The organism is Nitrospiria bacterium (assembly GCA_036397255.1).
Classification (GTDB): domain Bacteria; phylum Nitrospirota; class Nitrospiria; order DASWJH01; family DASWJH01; genus DASWJH01.
Map to the genome: position 1 here is coordinate 1 of DASWJH010000057.1, position 14,945 is coordinate 14,945.

General features: G+C 45.1%; 19 protein-coding genes. 14 read left to right on the plus strand and 5 right to left on the minus strand.

What is annotated here, in order from left to right; all coding sequences use genetic code 11:
• The first annotated feature begins 263 nt into the window (after positions 1–263).
• The 4 genes from VGB26_07845 to VGB26_07860 are packed head-to-tail and all read left to right on the plus strand — an operon-like array spanning position 264 to position 2,999.
• Complete coding sequence (locus tag VGB26_07845; protein ID HEX9757699.1) at positions 264–968, plus strand: 7-cyano-7-deazaguanine synthase; 705 nt, start codon at positions 264–266, stop codon at positions 966–968.
• Positions 961–1,932, plus strand: a complete 972-nt coding sequence (locus VGB26_07850) for a histone deacetylase (protein HEX9757700.1) — start codon at positions 961–963, stop codon at positions 1,930–1,932. Before VGB26_07845 ends, VGB26_07850 begins: the two co-directional genes overlap by 8 nt.
• 30 nt (positions 1,933–1,962) lie before the next feature.
• Complete coding sequence (locus tag VGB26_07855) at positions 1,963–2,601, plus strand: hypothetical protein (protein HEX9757701.1); 639 nt, start codon at positions 1,963–1,965, stop codon at positions 2,599–2,601.
• 5 nt (positions 2,602–2,606) lie between these two features.
• Entirely contained in the window at positions 2,607–2,999 is a 393-nt protein-coding gene (locus VGB26_07860) for a VOC family protein (protein HEX9757702.1), read from the plus strand.
• A 23-nt stretch (positions 3,000–3,022) separates the two neighbouring features.
• Here the strand turns inward: VGB26_07860 and VGB26_07865 are convergent, their stop codons facing one another.
• Both VGB26_07865 and VGB26_07870 read right to left on the minus strand, forming a co-directional pair.
• Positions 3,023–3,358: a molybdopterin-dependent oxidoreductase gene (locus VGB26_07865; GenBank protein ID HEX9757703.1), complete on the minus strand. Its 336-nt coding sequence runs from the start codon at positions 3,356–3,358 to the stop codon at positions 3,023–3,025.
• Positions 3,250–3,714 (minus strand): molybdopterin-dependent oxidoreductase, encoded by a 465-nt coding sequence (locus tag VGB26_07870; protein HEX9757704.1) that lies wholly within the window; start codon positions 3,712–3,714, stop codon positions 3,250–3,252. Before VGB26_07870 ends, VGB26_07865 begins: the two co-directional genes overlap by 109 nt.
• A gap of 258 nt (positions 3,715–3,972) precedes the next feature.
• Here VGB26_07870 and pdhA point away from each other — a divergent pair, with 258 nt between their 5' ends.
• The 7 genes from pdhA to VGB26_07905 all read left to right on the plus strand — a co-directional run bounded on the left by pdhA (position 3,973) and on the right by VGB26_07905 (position 10,241).
• On the plus strand, positions 3,973–4,953 hold the full coding sequence (pdhA, locus tag VGB26_07875) for a pyruvate dehydrogenase (acetyl-transferring) E1 component subunit alpha (GenBank protein HEX9757705.1): 981 nt from the start codon (positions 3,973–3,975) through the stop codon (positions 4,951–4,953).
• 12 nt (positions 4,954–4,965) lie between these two features.
• A complete protein-coding gene (locus VGB26_07880) occupies positions 4,966–5,955 on the plus strand; it encodes a pyruvate dehydrogenase complex E1 component subunit beta (GenBank protein ID HEX9757706.1) in 990 nt (329 codons plus the stop codon).
• A gap of 69 nt (positions 5,956–6,024) precedes the next feature.
• On the plus strand, positions 6,025–7,263 hold the full coding sequence (locus tag VGB26_07885) for a dihydrolipoamide acetyltransferase family protein (GenBank protein HEX9757707.1): 1,239 nt from the start codon (positions 6,025–6,027) through the stop codon (positions 7,261–7,263).
• A gap of 12 nt (positions 7,264–7,275) precedes the next feature.
• Positions 7,276–8,673, plus strand: coding sequence for a dihydrolipoyl dehydrogenase (lpdA, locus tag VGB26_07890; GenBank protein HEX9757708.1), 1,398 nt, complete (start codon positions 7,276–7,278; stop codon positions 8,671–8,673).
• Positions 8,674–8,682: 9 nt separating this feature from the next.
• A complete protein-coding gene (gene lipA, locus VGB26_07895; protein ID HEX9757709.1) occupies positions 8,683–9,561 on the plus strand; it encodes a lipoyl synthase in 879 nt (292 codons plus the stop codon).
• A 3-nt stretch (positions 9,562–9,564) separates the two neighbouring features.
• Positions 9,565–9,906: a (2Fe-2S) ferredoxin domain-containing protein gene (locus VGB26_07900; protein HEX9757710.1), complete on the plus strand. Its 342-nt coding sequence runs from the start codon at positions 9,565–9,567 to the stop codon at positions 9,904–9,906.
• Entirely contained in the window at positions 9,906–10,241 is a 336-nt protein-coding gene (locus VGB26_07905) for a hypothetical protein (GenBank protein HEX9757711.1), read from the plus strand. Before VGB26_07900 ends, VGB26_07905 begins: the two co-directional genes overlap by 1 nt.
• Before the next feature lie 58 nt (positions 10,242–10,299).
• Here VGB26_07905 and VGB26_07910 read toward each other — a convergent pair whose 3' ends face one another.
• Both VGB26_07910 and VGB26_07915 read right to left on the minus strand, forming a co-directional pair.
• The gene (locus VGB26_07910) at positions 10,300–10,962 is read right to left on the minus strand and encodes a response regulator transcription factor (protein ID HEX9757712.1); all 663 of its coding nucleotides are present in this window, start codon (positions 10,960–10,962) and stop codon (positions 10,300–10,302) included.
• A gap of 45 nt (positions 10,963–11,007) precedes the next feature.
• Positions 11,008–11,652 (minus strand): SUMF1/EgtB/PvdO family nonheme iron enzyme, encoded by a 645-nt coding sequence (locus VGB26_07915; protein HEX9757713.1) that lies wholly within the window; start codon positions 11,650–11,652, stop codon positions 11,008–11,010.
• Positions 11,653–12,049: 397 nt separating this feature from the next.
• Between VGB26_07915 and VGB26_07920 the strand changes: the two genes are divergently transcribed.
• Both VGB26_07920 and VGB26_07925 read left to right on the plus strand, forming a co-directional pair.
• Complete coding sequence (locus tag VGB26_07920; GenBank protein ID HEX9757714.1) at positions 12,050–12,967, plus strand: MerR family transcriptional regulator; 918 nt, start codon at positions 12,050–12,052, stop codon at positions 12,965–12,967.
• Between the two features lie 38 nt (positions 12,968–13,005).
• Positions 13,006–13,527 (plus strand): CbiX/SirB N-terminal domain-containing protein, encoded by a 522-nt coding sequence (locus VGB26_07925; GenBank protein HEX9757715.1) that lies wholly within the window; start codon positions 13,006–13,008, stop codon positions 13,525–13,527.
• A 108-nt stretch (positions 13,528–13,635) separates the two neighbouring features.
• On the opposite strand, the gene VGB26_07930 is transcribed toward VGB26_07925, so the two are convergent.
• Positions 13,636–14,010: a hypothetical protein gene (locus tag VGB26_07930; GenBank protein ID HEX9757716.1), complete on the minus strand. Its 375-nt coding sequence runs from the start codon at positions 14,008–14,010 to the stop codon at positions 13,636–13,638.
• A 240-nt stretch (positions 14,011–14,250) separates the two neighbouring features.
• On the opposite strand from VGB26_07930, the gene VGB26_07935 reads away from it, so the two are divergent.
• Positions 14,251–14,811 (plus strand): DUF523 and DUF1722 domain-containing protein, encoded by a 561-nt coding sequence (locus VGB26_07935; GenBank protein ID HEX9757717.1) that lies wholly within the window; start codon positions 14,251–14,253, stop codon positions 14,809–14,811.
• The last annotated feature ends 134 nt before the right edge of the window (positions 14,812–14,945 follow it).

A 14,945-nucleotide genomic window follows, 5' to 3' on the forward strand; every position in this document is an offset into this window, starting at 1 on the left:
GGCAGGAGAAAGTTCTTGTTACAGACTTCTGGCTTTTATTGCATTAAAGATGGAGCTGGCTTGGAGGAAAACGCCGGTGGGCAGGGTGAATCATAGATTACACTGGTTCACTAAATTCACACAAAATACTTGACAGTACCCAAATCCTCAACCGAAGCAAATGGGGTTCTTCTCCTAGTTCATTTGTCTGCTCCTCCTCCAAATTCTTATTAAATTTCAATGTGTTGACATTCATAGAGGACGGTTGTTAAGATCGCATTCTGATGGAAAACGAATCTAGATCAACCCCGCAAGGGAATCAGGTCTGTGTTTTAATCAGCGGTGGTTTGGATAGCTGTATTCTTGTTGAGCAACTGAGAAAAGCCTATGCGAAGGTCCACCCATTGTATATTCGAACCGGCCTCCTATGGGAAGACACCGAGCTTTCCTGGCTGAGGCGTTTTTTGGAAGCAACGGCACAGGCTGCGGTTGCTCCTCTTTCGGTTTTGGATTTGCCCATGGCGGATGTCTATGGCTCTCATTGGGGGATCAATGGGCAGAATATTCCCGATGGTCAATCACCCGATGAATCGGTCTATCTTCCCGGAAGGAATATTATTCTTCTATCCAAAGCCGCTGTTTTCTGCAGTATGAATCATATTGGGACCATGGCCATTGGGGTATTGAAAGGAAACCCTTTTCCCGATGGGTCCCTCCCTTTCCTAAAGAGGTTTGGGGAGATATTATCCACAGGGCTTAATTTTTCTTTGGAGGTGATCGCTCCTTTTTCAACGCTTTCCAAAGAGGGGGTATTGGAGCGGGGGGGGGATTTGCCATTGCATCTTACCTTTTCCTGTATTTCTCCAGTGGACGGTTACCATTGCGGAGATTGCAACAAATGCGCCGAGAGGATAAAAGGTTTTGCTTACCTGAATCAGGTGGATCAAACCGAGTATGGGTCTAAATCAGGAAGGAAATCACATGGTTGAAAAAATAAAAGGGGAAAAAACCCAAACAGGGTTCATTACACACCCCATTTATTTACAGCACGATACGGGTTTCTCCCACCCTGAGAGACCAGACCGTTTGAAAGCCATCCTTTCTCGTTTGGAAAAAAATGGGGTCCTGAAACATCTCATTCAGGTCAACCCCGAACCGGCTTCTTTGAAATGGGTCGAAGAGGTTCATACCCCACAGCATGTCAATCTTATCCGTGTGTCTGCTTCGGGGAAAGGGATCCACTATATGGATCCGGATACACCGGTATCTCCCAATTCTTTTAACGCAGCCTTGGTAGCCGCAGGAGGACTCCTCGGCGCGGTGGATGGCGTCATGAAAGGCCAATACCGAAATGCCTTTTGTGCGGTTCGCCCTCCGGGACATCATGCGGAATCCCAGCGGGCCATGGGGTTTTGCCTGTTTAATAATGTGGCTGTGGCCGCTCGTTATATTCAAAAACAATATGAACTGGAAAGGGTCGCCATAATTGACTGGGATGTTCATCATGGGAATGGAACCCAATATATTTTCTATGATGATCCCACGGTTTTATATATCAGTACCCATCAGTTTCCTCTCTATCCGGGGACCGGACGGGAGGAAGAGGAAGGATTAGGGGAGGGGAAAGGTTTTACTTTAAATTGTCCAATGGAAGCGGGCCTTGGGGATAAAGAATATGAAACGGTTTTTGACCGGATCATTTTACCCAAACTGGAAACGTTTCGTCCCCAATTTATTCTTATTTCAGCGGGTTTTGATGCCCACCGGGGTGATCCTTTGGCGGGAATGAATGTTTCCTCCAATGGGTTTGGACGATTTACCCAATCGGTTGTTGGGGTGGCCAACTCCTTATGTGAGGGAAGAATCGTTTCCTGTCTGGAAGGAGGGTATGACCTTCATGCGCTTGCCGAATCGGTGGAACGGCATATAATGAAATTAATGGAAACTAAGTAACTTCAATTGAGTGCAATGGAGGAGATGGTTATGGACCAGAGAGTTGAAAAAATCATAACAAGTATTCAGGACCCGATCCTTCAAGGACTTTTAAGGGAATATTTTGAATCCAACGAGGCCGCCCGGATTTTTGTGGAGCAAGCCGGACGAAAAGGATGGCCTGTTATTATCGATCATATTACTTTTCGATGTATGGATGTTGAGGAACGGGCGAAGGAATTTCTTCAAAACGGGTTTGAATACTGCGCTGAGCATATTGAATATTCCGATCAAGGTTGGTGGGCCAAGGTTTACAGGAAGCCCGGGTTTCCATCCATTTTTATCGATCAGGCGTATACCGATGAGCGTGGGAAAAAAAGCCTTCTTCCCCATTGGGTTTCTGTTTTTGGAGACAATGTCCTTCATCATATTGCCATCATCGTTCAGGATATTGAAGAAGCCATTAAGGTAATGGAAGAAGCAGGGGTTGAATTTTCGGGGGATATTGTGGGTCCCCGGGGGACAAGGCTCCGGCAGATTTTTTCCGCCTCTGAGGTTCGAAAGGGAGAGGCCTATTCGGTGTTGGAGCTGACCGAACGAAACCAATATGAAGGGTTTGTTCCGGAGCAGGCGGACGGACTCATGCAGTCCTCTGTTAAAACAAAAGGTTCATCGAACAAGGGGAAATAAGAAAAATGATTAAAAAACTTTTACATACCAGAATGCGGGTGAGCAATCTGGAAGAAACCATTAAATTTTATACAGAGGTTTTAGGATTAAAAGTGGTGGAACGGCATCAGTCTCCCCGTGGTTCCAAATTGGCTTTTCTGGAGGTGCCGGGAAGTGATGAGCAGATTGAGTTGTGTTCTTTCCCCTCCAGCGGTCCGGTACAGGTTCAGGAAGATTTGGTTCATCTGGCTTTTCAGGTTGAAAATCTGGATGAGAGCATTGCCGATTTAAAGAGGAAAGGGGTGGAGATTACCGATGGTCCAACCGTTACCTCGTCAGGAAACCGCTTTGCTTTTATCGATGCCCCTGACCGTTATGAAGTGGAATTGATTGAAGTGAAAAGTAAGAAGATGGTTTGAAATTAATTTGTTTTATATGACTTTTATGAGTACCGATCCTCAGTCCAAGGGTCCGCGGTATTGGAATAACCCCGAACCTCCCAGAATCCCAAACGGTCCCGGATTAAAAATTCAATTTCCTTTACCCATTTTGCACTTTTCCAGCCAAATTTTTTGGGAACCAGCATCCGGACCGGGCCCCCGTATTCTTTGGTTAGGCGCTGACCGTTCCATTGGTAAGCCAGCATTACATCTTCATCATTACAGACACTCAGAGGAAGGTTAGTGGTATACCCATCATAACTGGTGAATAGACAAAGACGGCTTCGGGAAGGGGTTGAACCGTTTCCATCAGATGCCGGAAAGAAACCCCTTCCCAGCGGTTGTCGAAAGTGCTCCAGGTGGTCACACAATGAAAGTCAGAGGTGTCCTGAGTTTTTGGGAGTGCTTCAAAATCTTTCCAGGTCCAGGTCACAGGGCGGTTGACTAAACCTGTGATGGTGAGTTGCCAGCTTTCCAAGGGAATCTCGGGGTGTGTTCCCAAGTCCAGAACAGGAAAGCCTTGAACCAAGTGCTGGCCGGGGGGAAGTTTGGATTTGACCGTTGGCCTTCCCAAAGGATTTTGCCGGACCCAAACCCCTTCTTCACGGGCCTGCTGGGACAATCCCCTTTTCTCCCTGGCCCATTCTTCTTTTTTGGCGATCAGTCTTTCTTTTTTCTTTTCGTCTGAGTCCATATCCCTTGGATAAATAAATTTAATTTAATATAACATGTTGAATGTGAATTCTTCAATTATTGACAAAATTTGGCGTTTGGAGCAAGATTATAAATGTTCCCTTCCAAATGGTAAATATATAAATGTCAATCACTTGTGTATCTTTAGGGGCACCATGTTCCCTCCCACATACGGTTCGCGAACCCGGTTTGGTTTTTTAGGTTTTTAGACCTTTTTATAAAATTTCATCGAAGGTTTTTTTTCCCCTTGAGGCATGTTATGGCCCAGCATCTTCAAAAATTTCCTAAAGAAGAGCTGATCAAAATGTACCGGGATATGCTTCTCATTCGACGGTTTGAGGAAAAGTCGGCTGAGATGTATGCCTTGGGAAAGATCGGGGGGTTTTGCCATTTATATATCGGGCAGGAGGCGGTGGCGGTGGGTGCCATGGCGGCCATCAGAGAGGATGATTATGTTCTGACCGCTTATCGTGATCATGGCCATGCCCTTGCAAAGGGGTCTGATCCGAAAGCCATCATGGCGGAGCTTTTTGGAAAAGAAACGGGGGTGTCTAAAGGAAAAGGCGGCTCCATGCACCTGTTTGATGTGAAAAGAAATTTTCTTGGAGGGTATGCCATTGTTGGGGGACATATCGGCCTTGCCGTTGGAGTGGGGTTTGCGATTAATTACCAGAAACACGATCAAGTGGTTTTATGTTTTTTTGGAGAAGGTGCGGTGAATTCCGGAATGTTTCACGAGGCCTTAAATATGGCCGCTTTGTGGAAACTTCCGGTGATTTTTATTTGCGAAAATAACCGTTATGGAATGGGAACCCCAGTAGAAAGGGCGTCTTCCTTATATGATATTTCTCAAACGGCTTGTGCGTATGAGATGAAAAGGGACCAAGTGGACGGAATGGACGTATTAGAAATCCGGGACCATGTCAAAAAAGCCGTTGACGTTGCAAGAGACAAGCATCTTCCTACATTTCTAGAAGCGCGGACCTACCGTTTTATGGGACATTCTATGTCCGATCCTTCCCATGGGCATTACCGGACCAAAGAGGAGATCGATGAGCAGAAAAAACGGGACCCCATCCTTCTTCTTCAAAAGAAACTAATCAGAGACAAAATCGTAGACCCTTCCCAATTCAAACAGATTGAAAAAGAGGTTCAAACAGAGGTGACGGAATCCGTGAATTTTTCTGAGAAGAGTGCTTTCCCTCCGGAGAGTTCACTGGAAGAAGACGTGTTTTCTTAAATCGGAGATCCTATGCCGGTTATTCTTTATCGTGAAGCACTCAATCAAGCCCTCCGAGAGGAAATGCAGCGGGACGAGAGAATATTCCTCATGGGGGAAGAGGTGGGGTTTTACAACGGGGCCTTTAAAGTCAGCAAAGGGTTATTGGATGAATTCGGACCCATGCGGGTGGTGGATACCCCCATCACCGAGGCCGGATTTACCGCTGCGGGAATCGGAGCGGCGATGGTGGGGCTCCGGCCCATCATCGAAATGATGACGTTTAATTTTTCAATTTTGGCCCTGGATCAGATCGTCAATAATGCCGTGAAGATCCGGTATATGTCCGGGGGCCAGTTCAAAGTTCCCCTTGTGATTCGTGGCCCCGGTGGACCTTCCCGGCAATTGGGTGCACAGCATTCACAAAGTCTGGAGGCGTGGTTTTGTCATGTGGCAGGTTTAAAAGTGATTGCCCCTTCCACACCCTATGATGCTAAAGGTTTGCTGAAAAGTGCGATTCGACAGGATAACCCCCTAGTCTTCATTGAAGGGCAAGAGCTTTACGGCAGTAAAGGGGAGGTTCCGGAAGAGGAATATCTGATTCCCATCGGGAAAGCGGAAGTCAAACGCACCGGAAGTGATGTGACCTTGATCGCCTGGTCCAAAATCCTTTTAATGGTTCTTCAGGTGGCGAAGGAACTCGAAAAAGAAGGGATTTCCTGTGAGGTGGTGGATCCCAGGACTTTGAAGCCCTTGGATGTTGATACCCTGGTTTCCTCCGTGAAAAAAACCGGCCGGGTGGTGATTGTGGAGGAAGGATGGCGTTTCGCCGGGGTTGGAGCTGAAGTGGCTTCTATTCTTTACGGTAAATGCTTTGATTTCCTGGATGCGCCCATTGAACGGGTGACCGGGTTTGATATCCCGATGCCTTATGCCAAGAATCTGGAACGGATCGCCATTCCCACTCCGGAGCGAATTAAAGAGGCGGTTAAAAAAGTCCTTTATCTTAATAAGGAAGATTAAAAGGCCCTAAATGGCCTTCCTTTTTAAAATCGTCCAGGGTATAGTAATCCAATCAAGAGGAAAAGATAGATGTCCAGCCGTGTGGTGATGCCAAAACTGAGCGACACCATGGAGGAAGGGGTTCTCCTCAAATGGTATAAACACGAAGGGGACCGTGTGGAGAGCGGGGATGTGTTGGCGGAGATAGAAACCGATAAAGCGGTAATGGATCTGGAAGCCTACGCCTCGGGAATACTTAAAAAAGTTCTGGTTGAAGAAAAAGCCGTTGTACCCGCAGGGGAATTGATTGCGGTCATTGCCAATGAGGATGAAGAAGTTTCCCCGGATGTATTAAAAAGCGTATCAAAAGAAAAACCGGAAAAACAGGCCAAAAGCTTAGGAATAAAAGAACCTTCTCCCATTCGTGGGAAAGGACCCCCTAATGGCCAGGAGAACGTTTCAATCAACGTAAATGAAAAGGTGATTGTCTCGCCCCTGGCGCGCAGTATGGCCAGGGAAAAAGGCATTGAATTAAATCTTATTGAAGGAACCGGGCCAGGAGGAAGGATTGTTAAAAAAGATATTGAATCCTTTTTAAAAGGGTCCACCATGAAACCACCACGGATAGTTTCCCCACCCATGGAAAAAGGATTTCAGGATCACTCCCTGAGCATGATGCGGAAATCCATTTCCAGCAAGATGGTTCAAAGCAAAGGGCCGGTTCCCCATTTTTATGTTACCTCCGAAATCGATATGGGAGAATGCCTGGCCATGAAGGGATCTTTAGAAACCCTTGGGGAGGAAATCCAGATCGGAATAACCGATTTTTGGGTTCGCGCGACGGCTATTGCCATGAAAAAGTTTCCTCAAGTCAACGCTTCGTTTTTGGGGGACAAGATCCGATTCCACGGGTCGGTGGATATTGGGATCGCAGTGGGATTGGAGGATGGGCTTATTGTCCCGGTTCTTCGACATTGTGAGCAGAATGGCCTCCGGCAAATTGCATTAGAATCCAAGACCTTAATTGAACGGGCCCGTACTCGAAAATTAAACCCTGAGGAATATACCGGGGCCACTTTCAGCATTTCCAATTTAGGAATGGTCGATGTGGAACAATTTGTTGCCATTATAACACCGCCGGAATCCGCCGCTTTAGCCCTCGGGAGTATCCGTGAGGTTCCAACTGTTAAAAACGGAAAGATCGAAGTTGCTTCTCGGATGAAAGCCACCCTTTCCTGTGATCATCGGGTGATCGATGGTCTACAGGCCGCGCAATTTCTCAAAGAATGCAAGAAAATCTTAGAACATCCCGTTCTTCTTACTGTATAAGGGAGCATCAAGATGCCCACCGCCCAATATGATCTTCTTGTGATTGGGGCAGGTCCCGGCGGATATGTTGCTGCCATTCGGGCCGCCCAACTGGGCCTCCGTGTGGGGGTGATCGAGCGAAAAAATGTGGGAGGGGTGTGCTTGAATGAGGGGTGCATTCCATCCAAGGCATTAATCCGTAATGCGGAGGTTTTATCGCTATTTAAGCGGGGTGCCGAGTTCGGAATTTCCTTTGATAACCTCAAAGCCGATTTCGGGGTGGCGGTGGATCGGAGCCAGAAAGCGGTCAGACGTTTAACCAAGGGGGTTGAGTTTTTATTTAAGAAAAATAAAGTGGATTTAATCAAGGGAACGGGAAAATTACTTGGGGCGGGCCATGTCAGTGTCAAGGAAAGCAATGGACAAGAAAAGGACCTGAAAGCAAACCAAATCATCCTTGCCACAGGCACGCGGGTCCGGCCATTGCCAGGTGTGGAAATTGACCGTCGTGATATTGTCACCAGCGATGAAGCCCTTTTAATGAAAAAACTTCCCCAATCTCTCTTAATTATTGGAGGGGGAGCCACGGGAATTGAGTTTGCTTACGTATTTTCTGTTTATGGTGTTCGGGTGACCTTGGTAGAGATCACGCCCTTTCTTTTACCCAATGAAGACCGGGAGGTTTCAGAGCACCTAAGAGGGGCTCTTGAAAAGTTAGGCGTTCGGGTTCTAACGGAAACCCGGGTGGAAAACGTTAAAAAAATTGGGCAGGCTCTGGGGGTTTCCTTAACCCACGGAAAGAAGGCCGAAACCCTAGAGGTGGAGAAAATTTTGGTGGCCGCCGGGCGTCAGGCCAATAGTGAAGGTTTAGGTTTGGAGGAGGGAGGCGTAAAAGTGGAGACGGGGTATATCAAAACCGATTCCGACCTTCAAACCACCAGCTCAGGGATTTTTGCCATCGGGGATGTGGCGGGCAAAGCCCTTTTGGCTCACAGTGCCATGGCAGAAGGTGTTTTCGTGGTAGAGAAGATCGCCGGAAAAAAACCAACTCAAATCAATTATCAAAATGTTCCCAGCTGTGTGTATTGCCAGCCTCAAGTGGCCAGCGTGGGGTTGACGGAGGAGGAGGCCAAAAAGGCCGGCCGGAAAATCCGTATCGGAAAATTTCCATTTAAAGCAAATGGGAAAGCATTGGCATTGGGGGAAACAGAAGGTTTTGTGAAAATAATTGCAGATGCCAAATATGGTGAAATCCTAGGGGTTCATATGATAGGTTCTGAAGTGACTGAACTGATTGGAGAAGCGGTTTTGGCCCGGATGGTAGAGGCCACCTCTTTTGATATGAAAACCTCCATTCATCCTCACCCCACCCTTTCCGAAGCGGTGATGGAAGCCGGGGGTGCGGTTTATAATGAGGCCATTCACATTTGAAGTGAAAAGATGAAACAACCCGAGTTTGTTAAAGGAAGAAGACGTCTTCCCCCTTGGTTTAAGGTTAAACTCAACACCGGGCCCAGGTTCCGGCATTTAAAGGAAACTTTAAACCAATTGAACCTGCACACTGTGTGTGAGGAGGCCCAATGTCCGAATCAATGGGAATGCTGGAATCAGGGAACGGCCACCTTTATGATTTTGGGGGATATCTGCACACGCAGTTGCGGTTTTTGCTCGGTTCAGAGTGGAAGGCCTACGGAACTGGATCTGGAAGAACCCTATCGTGTCGCCGATGCTGTGGGACGTCTTGGGCTTCGGCATGTGGTGGTGACTTCGGTCAATCGGGATGAATTGGATGACGGTGGGGCTTCTGTCTTTGCGAAAACCATTGAACAAATCCGAGTGGCATCCCCTTCATCAACCATAGAGGTATTGATACCTGATTTTAGAGGGGTGTGGGGGGCTTTGGATTTGGTGCTGAATGCCCAACCCGATATTTTAAACCACAATATGGAAACCGTTCCCCGCCTTTATTCGCTGGTTCGCCCTCAAGCGAAGTACCGACGATCTATTGAGCTTTTAAAACGGTCTAAGGATTTTGGGGTTGTGACCAAAACAGGGTTGATGTTAGGATTAGGGGAGCAATATGATGAGGTTCAAAGGGTTATGCGGGACCTATGTGAAATCCAATGCGATATCTTAACGTTAGGACAATACCTCCAGCCCACCGTGCAGCACCTTCCGGTGGTGAGATTTTATCACCCGGATGAGTTTCAACGGTTTAAGGAAGAGGGTTTGAAAATGGGTTTTCACCATGTGGAATCGGGTCCCTTAGTGAGGAGTTCATACCACGCTGAAGAGCAAGTTCCATTGGAGCTTCAATAGACCATGTCCCGGTTTACCCATCATGTTTTTATTTGTGAAAATAAAAGGGGGCCTGACGATCCCCGGGGGTGTTGTAGTGCGAGAGGGTCGGAGAAGATTCGGGAATTATTTAAAACCGAAGTGAAACGCCTGGGATTAAAAGGGAAAGTTCGGGCCAATCAAGCGGGGTGTTTAGATGCCTGTCAATATGGGCCCAGCGTGGTGATTTATCCGGAAGGAACATGGTATTCTGTTCCCACACGGGAAGATGTTTTAGAAATTATTCAAAAACACCTCATTAAGGGAGAAATAGTGGAACGGCTTTTAATGCCTCCTCCCTTTACGAAAGAGAAAAAGGAGCTGTAATGTCTTCCATCTATAAAAGCGGGGCTTTTGCCCAACAGTGTTTTTCTGCCCACCGAGAGACCTTATTTTTCCGTAAAATAGGACCTCCCGCTGAAGTGATTATGGATTGTTCCTCATGTGAAATGGAGCATCGATTATCGGTTCTTCAATTTTCCAGTACCTTGCCTCAAGCCATTGAAAATGCTTTTGAACACCTGACCAATTGTATTACCGGCCATTCCTCCTCTTTGCGCGTGAGTGCGATGGATGTTGTGCGGGATCATGTGGGTGCCCGGTGCACTCAATGCAACCGAAGTTTTGACCTTGAAATCGGTGCTATCGAAACCCTTCGGTAATTTAAAAAATATTTTCTAGGAAGTCATCCTCTTTATTTTCTCATCCTTTAAAAAAATTTTAACCCTCAAGGGAAATGATTCCGTTCCGTAGGGCATACTTAATTAAATCAGTCCGGTGGTGAATGTGTGTTTTTCGCATTAAGTTGGCGGTATGGGTATCCACTGTTTTAGAACTCAACTTAAGAATAGAAGCTGTTTTTTTGGAGGTGTAGCCTACTGCAATTAATTTAAGAACAATCTTTTCCTGATCGGTTAAAATTCCCTCCGGTTTTTTTCCTAATTTTTTTACTTTTCCCTCGCATTGGGTAATAAAGGTTCCAACATATTTAGAATCAAGAAAAATACCCCCCTCCTGTACCACTTGAGAAGCTTTAAGTAATAACGAACCCTCGAAACCGGTTTGCAGAATTCCCCTTACTCCTATCTTTAGAAATTCCAACCATTCTCCCAAAGAAGACACTTCAGTAATAACCAATACCTTTGAATCAGGATAAAAAAGTTTTAGTTTGACCAAAAAAGTTGTGGTTTCACCTTTAATTTGTTTATTTTCCACAACAAATAAGGAGGGATTTAGTTCGTTTAGTTTTTTAAGTTCCCTTGTTGGATTGGTTGTCTTGAAGGTGATGGAATAGGGCTGTAAACTCTTTAATCGTTGTCCTAATCCTTTCGGGACCGTTTTTTCAGTTGCGATGATAATCAAAGCGAGAGGTTTTGTGTCCATACTGTTATCCCTTTTTTAAATGGATCATAGTTTTTTTTGTTTTCTTTATTCCATGTCCTTTGCGCATCGAAAACCGATGCCGTCGGTCTTAAGGGCAAATCCCCCTTTTCCCCGGGAAGGTACCCGGATATCATTCACGCCATTGTGCCAAGAACCGCCTCGAACCACTTTGAGAATTCCATTTTCAGGTCCTTTTGGATTTCGCAGGGGGCCTCTTAGATAAGATTGGGGATGATACCAATCCTGGACCCATTCCCGGGCATTTCCCGCCATATCTTCAATCCCATAATAGGATTTTCCTTTGGGTGTGGACCCTGCGGGCCGGAGGCTTTTAATGCCTTTCCAATCGATTGCAAAGTTTGCATGCTCCGGGGTAGGTTTTGAATTTCCCCAGGGAAATTGTCTTCCATCAGGTCCCCGGGCGGCTTTTTCCCATTCTGCCTCTGTGTGAAGACGTTTTCCTTCAAATTCACAGAAAGACTTGGCATCATACCAATTCGCTCCCACCACAGGATGATTTGGCTTATTAAAACGGCGATCATCCCAATAGGCGGGAGCTGGGTGGCCCGTTGCATCCATAAATGTTTTATACCGTTTATTGGAGACTTCGTATTTATCAATAAAAAACGGACTTAAAACCACTTGGTGCTCCATCATCAGAGTGGCCATGCCCGCCCATGGTAAATTCACCAAAAGGGATCAAGACCATCTCCTGATGATTCTCTTGAGTTGATCCCAGACCCGCCAGACCGAACAATAAAGAAAAAATTGTAGTTAATGTTGCCAATGAATATCTCATTTTCATTTTTTTTCCTTTCGAGTTTAAAGTGACTTTAATCCCTAGTTGGTTTTTTGTTTAGAGAATGAAATTAAAAAGCAGACAAAGAATTGCCTTTTGGATTTCATTGGTTCTTCAAAAAACTGAATATAAGGGTTCTTTTCTTTAGTTTTTTTAATTTCCTTATTTTGTCTATACAATATCTAATGTTTAATGGATAATAAGCTTTGCGTCATATGTTTGTCAATAAATTTGTAGATTTTATTTGACATAAGTTAGACAAATCCTTATAATATCCAACCGGTCATTATGAATACCCATAGAATTCAGAGAGTTGCAAAATTAACAGGGCTTTCAAAGGATGTGATTCGGGTATGGGAAAAGCGTTATGAAATCCTAAAACCGAGGCGAGGTCCTAACCGTTACCGCCTATACACTGATGAAGATGTGGCACTGCTTCGGTATTTGAAAAGAGAGATGGATAAGGGGGCTAGCATTGGGTCCTTGGCTGAAAACGGCAGGGAAGAGTTGATTCGACAGATGAGGGAATCTTCGGTTCTACCTGCGGTTTCGGAATCCCCCATGGAAAAGCTTTTGGATGATCTCATGGACTGTTTAAAGCCCCTGGATCTCGTTAATTTTGAACGGAAATTAAATGGCGCCGTTGCAGTAATTCCTTTTGAGGATGCCATGTTTGCCATTTTGCTTCCCTTGCAGAAGCGCGTTGGGCAGCTTTGGCATGAAGGGCAAATGGATATTTCAATTGAGCATTACGTGACCAAACAGGTCCAACAAAAAATATTTACCGCTATGAATCAATTTAGGATAAAAGAGGAAGGACCTAGTATTATTGTGGGTTGTCCTCCTGGAGAGAACCATGAGATTGGGGCGCAATCCGTTGCTTATTTTTGCAGAATAAGGGGCTGCCGTGTCTATTATTTGGGGGGTGATGTTCCTATTTCCTCCTTAGCCGGGCTTTGTAAAAAAGTTCACTCAGACCTTGTTCTTCTATCCATTACAGTAGCAAACTCAGAAAATCCATGGGAGTCCATTATCAAAGATCTTTCCGAAGAGATTTTACCTCTTTGTCCAATTTGGGTGGGAGGTGCGGGTGCCCAGCAGGTGAAACATCTATTAGAAGCCCATCATATTCCCGTTCTCGCGGATTTAGAGATGCTGGAGAAAAAACTTTTTAGTTGGTATAAAAAACTGGCCCAGCGGTCATAGAAAAAAATGAAGGAAGAAAAAATATAAGGAAAAAAGAAATGAAAAAAAAAAGGAATAAAAGTAAAAAAGGGGTTATTTTAGTAGGCCATGGGGGAGTTCCGAAAGATTTTCCTTATGAGTTGATTGCTAAACTCAAACGCCTTGAAATGCAACGCTCTTCCTCAGGGTTAAAACCTACTCCTGAGGAAATGGAATTGGATAGCAAGATCCGGAATTGGCCTCGAACGTCGGAAACCGATCCTTATAAGGCGGGTTTAGAATCCTTGGGGGCCCAATTAAAACCTCTCCTGGGTGAGGCCCAATTTAAAGTAGCCTTTAATGAGTTTTGTGCCCCAACGTTAGAGGAGGCCGTTTCGCAGTTTGTGTCCTCGGGAGTAGAAGAAATTACAGTGATTCCTTCAATGCTTACTCCCGGAGGATCCCATTCTGAACTTGAGGTCCCAGAGATTATGAAGGATTTGCGCTCAACATATCCCTCAGTCAAATTTTGGTATGCCTGGCCGTTTGACCTTAAAAAAGTCGCTTATTTATTATGGGAACAGGTTGAACGGTTCCATTAAAGTGCCATCATCCCGAAAACCAACCAAAATAAAAGCCTTTTTTTTCCTTTGGCAAATCCAAAAAGTAATAACCTCCTTCCCAATTGGGAGGAGAATCATAAAATTCAGTTAATTCTTTTGGGGATCTTTTTGTTTTTTTGAGGTTCTTTTAAGAAAGGTGACCGAATCCTCCCTTTGAATTTGTCTTCTGATTGGGCGGTGATGACGGTTTTTAATAATAATGGGATCAATCCTCTCCCCGCACAAAATGCATCGAAAGGCTAAAAAAGCTAATTTACCGCTATCATCACGGTAATCGAAGCAATATTCTTTCACCATGAGTCCGCTGCACCTGGGACAGATCTCTGTTCCAGGGAGGGGTCTAAAAAGCCGCAACCGGGTTTTTTCTATCATTTTTAGTTCCGATTTTTTTCCTTTCTTATAATTTTGGATTGATTTTTTCCTATTGGGTTGGCTTTTTTGAACCTTAAAATCCTTTTTCATTGTGGCCTCCTTTCTCTTTGAGAGACCTCTTCGACCTAAGTTTGTTTAATGTCTTATTTTATTTAACAAGAATATGTCCACTATATCAATAGTTAAAGCTACTTAACATTAGACAAACACTAGTATTACAGATATATTTACCTTGAACAAATAAAATATTGAAATGTTTCTTTCCTTTTGACGATAAAAAGATCATTTATTTTTGTTAAGTAACGAATTAAAAAAAAAGGCTGTAAAAGGTTGAAACCTCGAATGGGCATTAGCAGTTGTTTATTGGGAGAAAAGGTCCGATTTGACGGCCAGCATAAAAGAGATGTCTTTTTGGTTGAGACTCTTGGATGGTTTGTTGAGTGGGTTCCTGTGTGCCCCGAAATGGAAGCAGGAATGGGTGTTCCCATGGAATCTGTCCGGTTGGTTGGTGCTTTAAAGAATCCACGGTTAATCGGAGAGAAATCCGGCCGGGACTGGACAAAGCCGATGCAGCAATTTTCCCAGCGGAGGGTAAAACAGCTCAAAGGGTTTAATTTGAGTGGGTATGTGCTCAAAAAGAAATCTCCAAGCTGCGGTTTGGAGCGGGTAAAAGTCTATGGAAAGAAGGAAATTCCTTCCTTAAATGGCCGGGGGATCTTTGCAGCAGCTCTGTTATTCCACTTGCCTCTATTGCCGGCTGAGGAGGAGGGGCGGCTGAATGATCCTAAGGTCAGAGAAAACTTTATTGAACGGATATTTGCTTATCAACGATGGCACGCTCTGGCAAAGGAGAAAAAGTCACCGCATGCCATTATTTTATTTCACAAATAAAAATCCCCGCAGCAAGACTGCGGGGTATTCAGAGGAAAAGCTAAATCCTCAAATCCCCCTTTATCCCCCTTTTCTAAAGGGGGAACCTAAGCGGTCACCCCGTAGCGAGCTACGGGGAATAGCAAGTTTAAATT

What these genes read in the sequence shown, in the direction of transcription:
- VGB26_07905 (HEX9757711.1), top strand. Translation starts at nt 9,906, where the DNA reads ATGTCTTCCATCTATAAAAGCGGGGCTTTTGCCCAACAGTGTTTTTCT.
- lipA (HEX9757709.1), top strand. Translation starts at nt 8,683, where the DNA reads ATGAAACAACCCGAGTTTGTTAAAGGAAGAAGACGTCTTCCCCCTTGG.
- VGB26_07920 (HEX9757714.1), top strand. Translation starts at nt 12,050, where the DNA reads ATGAATACCCATAGAATTCAGAGAGTTGCAAAATTAACAGGGCTTTCA.
- VGB26_07930 (HEX9757716.1), bottom strand. Translation starts at nt 14,010, where the DNA reads ATGAAAAAGGATTTTAAGGTTCAAAAAAGCCAACCCAATAGGAAAAAA.
- lpdA (HEX9757708.1), top strand. Translation starts at nt 7,276, where the DNA reads ATGCCCACCGCCCAATATGATCTTCTTGTGATTGGGGCAGGTCCCGGC.
- VGB26_07910 (HEX9757712.1), bottom strand. Translation starts at nt 10,962, where the DNA reads ATGGACACAAAACCTCTCGCTTTGATTATCATCGCAACTGAAAAAACG.
- VGB26_07925 (HEX9757715.1), top strand. Translation starts at nt 13,006, where the DNA reads ATGAAAAAAAAAAGGAATAAAAGTAAAAAAGGGGTTATTTTAGTAGGC.
- VGB26_07845 (HEX9757699.1), top strand. Translation starts at nt 264, where the DNA reads ATGGAAAACGAATCTAGATCAACCCCGCAAGGGAATCAGGTCTGTGTT.
- VGB26_07900 (HEX9757710.1), top strand. Translation starts at nt 9,565, where the DNA reads ATGTCCCGGTTTACCCATCATGTTTTTATTTGTGAAAATAAAAGGGGG.
- VGB26_07850 (HEX9757700.1), top strand. Translation starts at nt 961, where the DNA reads ATGGTTGAAAAAATAAAAGGGGAAAAAACCCAAACAGGGTTCATTACA.
- VGB26_07855 (HEX9757701.1), top strand. Translation starts at nt 1,963, where the DNA reads ATGGACCAGAGAGTTGAAAAAATCATAACAAGTATTCAGGACCCGATC.
- VGB26_07885 (HEX9757707.1), top strand. Translation starts at nt 6,025, where the DNA reads ATGTCCAGCCGTGTGGTGATGCCAAAACTGAGCGACACCATGGAGGAA.
- pdhA (HEX9757705.1), top strand. Translation starts at nt 3,973, where the DNA reads ATGGCCCAGCATCTTCAAAAATTTCCTAAAGAAGAGCTGATCAAAATG.
- VGB26_07870 (HEX9757704.1), bottom strand. Translation starts at nt 3,714, where the DNA reads ATGGACTCAGACGAAAAGAAAAAAGAAAGACTGATCGCCAAAAAAGAA.
- VGB26_07860 (HEX9757702.1), top strand. Translation starts at nt 2,607, where the DNA reads ATGATTAAAAAACTTTTACATACCAGAATGCGGGTGAGCAATCTGGAA.
- VGB26_07880 (HEX9757706.1), top strand. Translation starts at nt 4,966, where the DNA reads ATGCCGGTTATTCTTTATCGTGAAGCACTCAATCAAGCCCTCCGAGAG.